The sequence below is a fragment of the Methylobacterium longum genome, from assembly GCF_022179385.1.
Classification (GTDB): Bacteria; Pseudomonadota; Alphaproteobacteria; order Rhizobiales; family Beijerinckiaceae; genus Methylobacterium; species Methylobacterium longum.
On record NZ_BPQS01000088.1, the window covers coordinates 1 to 8,574 of the forward strand.

An 8,574-nucleotide genomic window follows, 5' to 3' on the forward strand; every position below is an offset into this window, starting at 1 on the left:
GTCCGGCCTGATCACCACCCAGGGCAACTTCTCCCAGAAGTACGGCTACTTCGAGATGCGGGCCGACCTGTCCGAGGCCAAGGGCGGCTGGGACGCGTTCTGGATGCAGCCCAACCAGAAGGCCCCGACCACACCCGGAGGCGACAGCAGCAGCTGGCAGGAGCTTGACGTGGTCGAGCACTACGCCGGCAACCCGAGCGGCGATTACAGCACGATCCACACCACCGACCCGTCCAACGGCATCCCGTGGCAGCAGAACCGCCAAGTCTACTCCGAGCACGACACCTCCGGCTATCACACCTACGGCGTCAAGTGGGGGGCCGATAAGCTGGATTTCTACTTCGACGGTCAGCTCACCGGCTCACAGGCCACGCCGGCCGACTATAAGAACCCGATGTACCTGATCGCCAACCTCGCCACGCAGGACGGCGCGACGGACGTCGGCCAGAACATGAAAATCGATTACATTCGGGCGTACTCGAACGACGGCTCTAACCCGACCGTGGCCCAAGACACCGTCTCGGCTCCAGACGGCAAAGACCCCGGCATGTACGGTGCCACGGCTGCGGCATCAGGCTCGGCGGACACGGCCGGTACGGCTAATACCACAGGCGTCGGCACCGCGAGTACGACCAGCCCGACCGCCGGTACGACGAACCCGACCGGCTCGGTGACGAGCTCGACCGGCACGGGGAATGCCGCGGCCACGGAAGCCACGGGCACGACCAGCTCGACCGCTGGCGCAGCCAACACGATCGCAAACTCAACGGTCGCTTCCGGCTCGACAAGCGCTACCAACTCGACCGTCACGAACTCGACTGGGACATCTGACCCGACCGCGTCCAGCTCAACTGTTTCAGCCACCATCCCGACGGCGGCTTCCGCGAGCACGACGACCCCGAGTGTCGCCGCGGCGACCTCAAATAATCCGGTCACGTCTTCTTCCAGCTCGACAAGCGCTGCCAACTCGACGGAAACGGCGAGCGCAGTCAGCTCTAGCCCAGCCGCTGGTTCTACGACTGCGGATAACTCGACTGCGACCACAAACGGTATGACCAGTACCGTTTCCACGGGATCAACGAGCACGAGTGGCTCAGGGGGGGAGGCGGTCACCTCGCCGAATGATACAGGCTCGACTGCGAACTCCAGTAACTCGGTTCCCGCTTCCGCGGGTGCAGCGAGCCCGACGACCACCGACGGGACCGGCGCCTCCACCCGCTCGCCCGACCCGACTTCTGGCTCGACGAGCACGGCCAGCCTGACAAGCACGCCGCTCTCCACATCCACCAGCCCAGCCGCTGAGGCGACAGCAACCGCCAGCTCCTCAACCACTAGCCCGACCGACGCAACCGCAAATCCCATCAGCTCGACCGATATGGTGCCTGCTACGACGGCCGGCTCCGCTAGCACGACGGGCAGTGGCTCAACCGAGACGGCGCAAACGGCAGCCATCAGCTCTGTGGACACGACTGGTGCTACGGGCACTGCCGCCCCAACGGTCGGCTCGACGGGCGCAACCGGTCAGAACGCCGATCCGACAGCGTCGACTACCGCGACGGCTCCCACGGGGTCGGTGAACTCGATCGACTCGACGAGTACAGTCACCTCGACGGGTATGCCTAACCCTGCAACTATATCTGCCGCTGATCTGAACAGCACGGTGAGCACTTCTTCGAGCGGTAAGACTTATCACTATCAAACTTTTTCTGTCAGTGAAGACGATAGAAAAGTGGCAATCGCTATGCTGGAAAAGGCATCCCAAACTAGCGGTGGACAGCCAAATTCGACTGGGTCGGCGCAAAATTTGTCTGATGCTATGTTTCTTTTCTGGTAGCAAATTGAAGGCTAGTTCGGCTGCGACGGAAGTTCTTCTGATGCGCCTGGTCCATTTTGGATCAGGCGCTTAGTACGCTGAGCGGCCTTCGGATTACATTCTGAGTTATAATCAGTGCAGCATCACGCCGTTCGGTGCCGTCCCGGTCTTCGACCGCATGGACGGCAATGCCGACCACGTGGACGCCGGAGACGACGAGCCGTCCCTGGCCGCCCCCGAGAACGCCACCGGCTCGCAGGTCGTCTACATGCGAGGCAACGACCAGGACCGCGAGCAGGAGGTGGTCGAGGCTGTGCGGGCTTCGACCAGCTTATTGTTCAGGACCCGAGCCTTCTGGAGCCGTCGTCTGCAACTCGACAAACACCCTTCGTGGGATTAGCACGGCAACGATCTGACCATCCGCCGCAGCGAAGCGAACTGCAGCAGTATCGCCCCCGTCGATCAACTCGATATCGACCAGTGCGCGGACAGCTATAGCCATCGCGACAGGCGTTTCATCAGACATGGTCGGCTTCCTCCGTGCCCGCCTGATATCACGTACAGCAAAAGCCATACCTCACGAGGGCGTGAGCTCCGTCTCGGCCTAGTGCAGCTGCGCGATCAGCGGGAGGCGGACACAGCATGACGTCGTTCTCGCTTGGCGCAGCGTGCTGTCCGTTACCCGGCCAGGGTACTCCAAAGCGGCCGAGGGCGCTTCATGTCCTTCGCGCCTCATCCGGGCCGGGCGGACGTCTCCGGCTATTCCCGGGCTGGCTTCGGCTCTGGCTTAGCGGCGCGCGTGAGGCTCTGGATGGCCCGCGGCGGCCGACCTGCCTTCTGGGCGACCTCCGCCTCCTGCTGCTCGATGAGGTCGCGAGCCGGCTGATCGCCGTCCAGGCCGCCTAGGATCTCCATCGGCACGCGCCGGTTCGAGGCGCGGCTGCCGTCCTCGAAGACGACGTCGAACAGGACGAAACCTCGCCCCTGGGGCAGCTGCTTCACGCGGGTGGCCATACCGGGCTGATACGCTGGCAAGCTCGGTGGCGCCAGATCGGCGGATCCTGTTGACGCTGTCGCCGCGCGGGACGAGGCTCGGTCCGGGGGCGGCTACGGAGTTTGCCACCATGAGCGACTTCGATCACATCCTGAACTGGAAGCTTCTCCGAGGCTCGCACGAGTTCCCCGGGCCGGAGGGCGGCACCTGCATCAACGAGGCGGCGATCGTCGCACGCGGCCTTCCCTATCAGCGTGTCGGTACAGTCGAAAGGATGCCGGACTGCTTCTCGCGCCCAATCTGCCGGCTTGCCATGATGCTGAATGACAACGCGACAGAGCTGCAGCGACAGCGCCTGCTGCCATTCGTGACGCGGCTGGCCTGTGCGGACACACCCGAGGTGGAGCGCGAGCGGGACCGTTACATCGACGCCTACATCCAGCAGAGCTGGTCTTTCGGAAACAAGTTCGCATTCGATCGAGGGCTCGCCGCTCTCGAAGGCGCGCTCGCGATCGGGCGGCAAGCCGACCCGCTCGGTATAGAAGAAGCGGCAAGCCGGCTGGACGCGGCGTGGGGGCCCGGGACCCCGGCAAAGAGGCGAACCGGCTCCTTGTCTACGAAGGTGAAATGGTGGCTGGGCCTGCAGCAGACACCCGAGGGTGTTGGGTGACGCTCAGCTGCGGGGCGGTGCCACGGAGGCGCAGGCGCAAGGTCAGGAAGCCCGCAGGATCCGCCCTGAGTCCTGCTCGGAGGTGACTGTGCGTAGGTTGAGCCGGGCCCGCATTCTCTTGCCCGGCTTGAAGTGAACGTGCGCCTTGGCCTCGACCACCACCGTCTCGCCCGTGCGCGGGTTCCGGGCGGTGCGGGCCTCGCGGTCACGGACGCAGAACGTCCCGAAGTCGCGCAGCTCAACGCGGTCGGCATCTGCCAGCGCCCCGGCGATCCGGTCAAGGATGCCATTCACTACCGCCTCGACATCCGCCGCGAAGAGGTGCGGGTTCTGCGCCGTGATGCGGGCAATCAGCTCTGACTTGATCACCTCAGCCGCTTAGTCGATCGAAAGGGCTTCCTTGAGGCTGTGCTGGCGGCAAGTTCGAGGTCCCAGCTCCTTCCAGCGGCCGGGTCCGCAAGCCAGTACGCGGGGACCGAGGTTTGGCCGGATCAGGCGAGGACAAGGTTCCGGCGCGGGCCGGTCGCCGAGCCCGCGGGCGAAGGACTTGCGGTGTCGGGATCGCGCACAGGAAGGTACCGCCCGCGGCGTGGTAGGCGCGCTGCTGCTCGACGATCTCTTTCGCGAAGTTCCAGGTCAGGATCAGCAGGAAGTCTGGACGCGCCGTGCCGAGTTCGGCGACGTCTCGGATCGGCAGGCGGACGCCGGGCATCCACTTGCCGACCTTGTGCGTGTTGCGGTCCACCACGAACTCAATCGTGCCTTCCGCCAGATCCACATAGTTGAGCAGGGTCGCGCCCTTGGCAGCCGCACCGTACGCCGCGATGGTCTTGCCCTGTGCGCGATAGGCGTGGAGCATGCTGCGCAGGTGCATCCGGATGCCTGCAACCCGGTCGCCGAAGTCCCGGTAATAGGCGAGCTGGCCGATCCCGAGGGTGCGCTCCTCGGCCTGCAGGGCCTCAAGGCGCTCGCTCTTCCCCGGCGTGCGGCTGACCCGCAGGCGCAAGGAGCCCCCGTGGATGTCGAGGCGCCAGACATCATTGAGGTGGAGGCCGTGTCGCGCGAACAGCGGCTCCAGGGCCGAGAGGGAGTGGTAGAACACGTGCTCGTGGTAGATCGTGTCGAAGGCGCAGGTTTCCACAAGATCGCGGACGTAGGGAAACTCGAACTCGGCGATCCCGTCGTCGGCGAGCAGGATCGCGAAGCCGGCCACGAAGTCGTTGATGTCGGTCACGTGGGCCAGCACGTTGTTGGCCAGCATCACCGTGGCCCTTCGACCCTCAGCCGCGAGCCGGCGGCTGGTCTCTCGCCCGAAGAAGGCGCACTCCGTGGGCACGCCCGCGGCTTGAGCCGCCTCAACCGGACCAGCCGCAGGATCGATGCCCAGAGCGGGGATACCCGCGTCCACGAAGTTACGGAGCAGGTAGCCGTCGTTGCTGGCGATCTCCACCACGAAGTCCGCTGGCCCGAGATCGCGCTCAGCGATGAGCTTCAGGGCGTGCTCGCGGCTGTGACGTAGGAGGGCCGGAATGAACGAGGAGAAATAGGGGTAATCGGCGTTGAACAGAACGTCGGGCGGGATCGTCTCGCTGACCTGCGCGAGGCCGCACGCCTCGCAGACCAACACCTCCAAGGGGAAGACAGGCTCGGGCCGGTCGAGTTCCTCAGCGCTGAGCAGTGCATTGGCGATGGGCTGGCGCCCGAGGTCCAGCACCATCGCGAGGTCGGCCCCGCCACAGGAGCGGCAGGCGGTGATCCGCCGGGCGCCGGGGGTGCTAGAGGACGCGCCGTCCCTGACGAGGGCGGGCGCCGTCCGAGGATCGGTCAGAGGGGAATGGGTCACGGAGCCTCCTAAGTGAGGTAGTAACTACTTAGGTACGGATCTGACTTTGCGGAGACGATTTAGCGCAAAGCTGGCCTGCCTCGCGATTAGACCCGCATCAGACGGTCCAATTGCCGGTTTTTTACTCAGATATTTTCGAGAGTAATAAGTTATTTCAGTATTTAGAATTGTATATCGAATTTTATAGCGCCGACAATCCCGTATTAGGTGGAGCGAGTGCAATCGCGAAAAAGTGATTGCTTATTGGTTTGACGCCCTGGATTAAATAGCCGCAACGCCCTGCCCTTAGTCATGAGCTTCAAACGCTGCGCGAGGATCCCGAGCCTAACCTCGCCTTCAACGCGTGCACCCTTCTCTCTCAGCGGGTTCGTTCCCCGGATAGGCTCGGTCGTTGCCGCCAATCAGAGCTGCGGTAAACGGACCTTCTCAAGGGCAGAGGAGTGTCGGGAGCTGACGATGATGATCTGCTCCGACTCGCCCGCTGCTAGTTGGCCGCCCACGCAGCGATCGGCACCTTGCTTGGGGTCTCCGAGCCGTCGCACGTTGCGCAGGTACGGGCGATGCTGCGCAAGGCGTGGGCGCCCTAGTCTTTCGCCAAGGACCGTAGGTCGTCGCGCGCAGCCAGCAGCTCGCGGAGTCCCCGTTCGTACAGGTCGATGCAGGCCTGCCAACGGCTCCTGTCCGCTACCGACAGGCTTGAGATAGTCAGCGCGGACCGCGCGATCCGGAGGCGCCCCTCCTGAGTGACGATGTCCTGCTCTACCTGCTCAAGGCTGGTCATCACGGCCCTCGACGTTGACTTAACCGTGCCGCCTGGCCGACATGGACCGTTCCGGTTGGCGCATTCTGCGGCGTAGCAGATCAACTCACGAGAGCAGCGCTTTCGCGCCTTCCCAGCAACGCCGCACCACCTCTCCAGCCGGTTCCGCCGATGCGAGACCTGCAGATTGTCCCGCCCATGTCTGCATGCGCTGAACATCGCCCGCAGCCTGCGCCTGTGCCCGCATCGCCGCTACCAAAGCCCGCTGGACCGGGTAGGGAGCAGGTGACGGCGCGTCGCCGCTGGCAGCCGCCCGCACGTAATGGGTTGCGAGGCTGCGTGCGGCTCGGCCCGTGAAGGCGCGGGTCAGCATCGTGTCCTCGGGGGAGGCACGTCCCAGAGCGTCGGCATAAGCCGGGTGTAGCCCCGCCTCCGGGCAGCGCAGGAACCCGGTCCCGATTTGTACCGCACTTGCCCCCAGCGTCAGGGCCGCCGCCACGCCGCGCGCATCGGCGATGCCGCCTGCCGCGATCACCGGGACCGAGACCGAGTCAGCGACCGCGGGCAGCAGAGCGAACAGGCCGACCTGCAGACGCTCAGCTTCGCCGGCCTCGAAGCTGCCGCGGTGACCACCCGCTTCTGCCCCCTGAGCGACGACTGCATCGGCACCTGCCGCTTCGGCGGCCCGTGCCTCTGCCACGGTCGTCACCGCCGCGAACCAAGCGATGCTCCGCGCCTTCATCGCGGCCACGAAAGCGGGTGGATAGAGCCCCATGATCGAGGAGATCACCGTTGGCCCAGCGTCCAGGATTGCCTGACACTGGACCTCGAAGTCGGGTAGCCCGGCGTCGCCAGCCTCCGGTGGAACGGGCGGCCCCCACCTCCCGAGAAACTCGCGGACGCGTGCTTCGTGATCGGGGTCGCGCACGGGCGCAGGATCTGGGATCCACGTGTTGATCTGGAAGGCGCCGTTTGATCCGGCCCGCACTGTTCGCGTCCAGGCAGCGATCTCGTCCGGCTGCATCATCAGCGCACCGCAGCCGCCGAGGCCGCCCGCCTTGGCGACCGCGACGGAGAGCGCAGGTGGGCAGGTGCTAGCCATCGGGGCAAGGAGGATCGGCGCCCGCAATCCGAACCTGGAGCAGAAAGCCTCGGCTCGGCGAAGGGGAGCGCTCATGGTGCTGTCCTGGTCGGTCGGCTTCCACTGAGCCTACGCCAATCAGACCTGGGCTGTCAGGACGAGGTGAGCCCGTTCACGTTGACTTGGAGGCGGCTGCCGGCCGACATGGGCGATCACGGCCATGCTCGCCTTGGCGAGTCGTGGCCACCATTCAGGAGACCGTCGCCGCGAGATAGACCCTGAAAAGCCAACAGGCCCCCGTCGCCAAACGGGAGCCTGCTGAAAACCTGGGGCCTTGTGAGGCCGGTGTCACTACCCCTCACAAGCCATGACCTCCCACCGGGAGTCAAGCGAAAGCGCCAACTTTCGCACCGGGGAAGCTTTGCCTGGACCCTAGCCGCGGCCCGTGAGGGACCGGGTTCGATGTTTCACGCCACCATGCGGTCGGCGATCGAGGGCGCGCGGACACTCGCGCAGCTCGACGACCTGTCGCGCACCATCTGGCAGGCCCACGCTGCCGAGACCGTCACCGACGCAGAGGCGCAGGGCTTGGCCGAGGCGCTGCACACCCGCAGGAGTGCGATTAGAGAGGCTGTGGTGCCCGTCGGCATCCCGCTCGGCCGTGTGACGCTGTTCCCGCCGAGGCGCCTCCAGCGGGCTCCTGAGCGATCCGTGGCGATCGAGCGGCGCCGTCGGCTGGCCTGCTCCGGTCCGATGCCGCCTGCCCTCGCCAGTCGGTTCACCACCGGGCAGCTCGCAGTCCTGCGCATCGTCGGGGACGAGATGGCCCGCAACGGCGCCTGCGGCTTGTGCATCGATGCCATCGCGGCGCGGGCGGGCGTGTGCCGGCGGCTGGCGCAGGCAGCGATCCGGCTGGCGGAAGGCGATGGGCTACTGACCATCCAGGAGCGACGCCACCAAGGCCGGAAGTCCGACCCGAACGTGGTCCGGATCATCAGCCGGGAATGGCTGCAGTGGCTCCGACGGGGAGGGCGGTCCGCGGCGCCTGCGCTGCTCGGGAGCATAGGGTGCAAAACGGTGCACCCCACGGATAGGGGAGATCCACAGAGGCAGGTTGTGGACACGGGACTGTCGAAGGGCTGCCGAGGGGCAGCGGGCGACCTCGACCGAGGCGACCCTGTGAGAATTCGCGCGGGTGGTGGCGCGGGCCGAGCTATGCGGTGATGCCATCGGAGTGAAGGCCGGCAGCACGTGGCGCGCAGAGGCAGAACCGAAAAGCGTGCTGCTCAAGAGCCAAGAGCTAGCATCCTAGGGTGTGAACCGAACCAAGCCGTTGCAGGGTTTGTGGTTTTATGATTCAGGGCCGCCCTTTACACCGTGGAGGCGGCGATGGCGGACCTGTTCTGGCTCTCG

9 protein-coding genes and 1 pseudogene are annotated in these 8,574 nt (G+C 65.5%); 4 read left to right on the forward strand and 6 right to left on the reverse strand.

What is annotated here, in order from left to right; translation table 11 throughout:
* Positions 1–55: 55 nt before the first annotated feature.
* Positions 56–409, forward strand: a pseudogene (locus tag MFF58_RS30645) (family 16 glycosylhydrolase); the annotation flags it as partial.
* Between the two features lie 53 nt (positions 410–462).
* Here the strand turns inward: MFF58_RS30645 and MFF58_RS30650 are convergent.
* Positions 463–1,467, reverse strand: a complete 1,005-nt coding sequence (locus MFF58_RS30650; protein WP_238293978.1) for a hypothetical protein — start codon at positions 1,465–1,467, stop codon at positions 463–465.
* Between the two features lie 524 nt (positions 1,468–1,991).
* Between MFF58_RS30650 and MFF58_RS30655 the strand changes: the two genes are divergently transcribed.
* Complete coding sequence (locus tag MFF58_RS30655) at positions 1,992–2,213, forward strand: hypothetical protein (RefSeq protein ID WP_238293962.1); 222 nt, start codon at positions 1,992–1,994, stop codon at positions 2,211–2,213.
* Positions 2,214–2,572: 359 nt separating this feature from the next.
* Here the strand turns inward: MFF58_RS30655 and MFF58_RS30660 are convergent, their stop codons facing one another.
* Complete coding sequence (locus MFF58_RS30660; protein ID WP_238293964.1) at positions 2,573–2,827, reverse strand: hypothetical protein; 255 nt, start codon at positions 2,825–2,827, stop codon at positions 2,573–2,575.
* Positions 2,828–2,937: 110 nt separating this feature from the next.
* Here MFF58_RS30660 and MFF58_RS30665 point away from each other — a divergent pair, with 110 nt between their 5' ends.
* The gene (locus MFF58_RS30665) at positions 2,938–3,477 is read left to right on the forward strand and encodes a hypothetical protein (protein WP_238293966.1); all 540 of its coding nucleotides are present in this window, start codon (positions 2,938–2,940) and stop codon (positions 3,475–3,477) included.
* A gap of 42 nt (positions 3,478–3,519) precedes the next feature.
* Here MFF58_RS30665 and MFF58_RS30670 read toward each other — a convergent pair whose 3' ends face one another.
* The 4 genes from MFF58_RS30670 to MFF58_RS30685 all read right to left on the reverse strand — a co-directional run bounded on the left by MFF58_RS30670 (position 3,520) and on the right by MFF58_RS30685 (position 7,257).
* Positions 3,520–3,846 (reverse strand): integration host factor subunit beta, encoded by a 327-nt coding sequence (locus tag MFF58_RS30670; protein WP_238293968.1) that lies wholly within the window; start codon positions 3,844–3,846, stop codon positions 3,520–3,522.
* 1 nt (position 3,847) lies between these two features.
* A complete protein-coding gene (locus MFF58_RS30675; protein ID WP_238293971.1) occupies positions 3,848–5,320 on the reverse strand; it encodes a class I SAM-dependent methyltransferase in 1,473 nt (490 codons plus the stop codon).
* A gap of 583 nt (positions 5,321–5,903) precedes the next feature.
* Positions 5,904–6,101, reverse strand: coding sequence for a hypothetical protein (locus MFF58_RS30680; protein ID WP_238293973.1), 198 nt, complete (start codon positions 6,099–6,101; stop codon positions 5,904–5,906).
* 85 nt (positions 6,102–6,186) lie between these two features.
* Positions 6,187–7,257, reverse strand: coding sequence for an NAD(P)H-dependent flavin oxidoreductase (locus MFF58_RS30685; protein WP_238293974.1), 1,071 nt, complete (start codon positions 7,255–7,257; stop codon positions 6,187–6,189).
* Positions 7,258–7,623: 366 nt separating this feature from the next.
* Between MFF58_RS30685 and MFF58_RS30690 the strand changes: the two genes are divergently transcribed.
* On the forward strand, positions 7,624–8,385 hold the full coding sequence (locus tag MFF58_RS30690) for a hypothetical protein (RefSeq protein WP_238293976.1): 762 nt from the start codon (positions 7,624–7,626) through the stop codon (positions 8,383–8,385).
* The last annotated feature ends 189 nt before the right edge of the window (positions 8,386–8,574 follow it).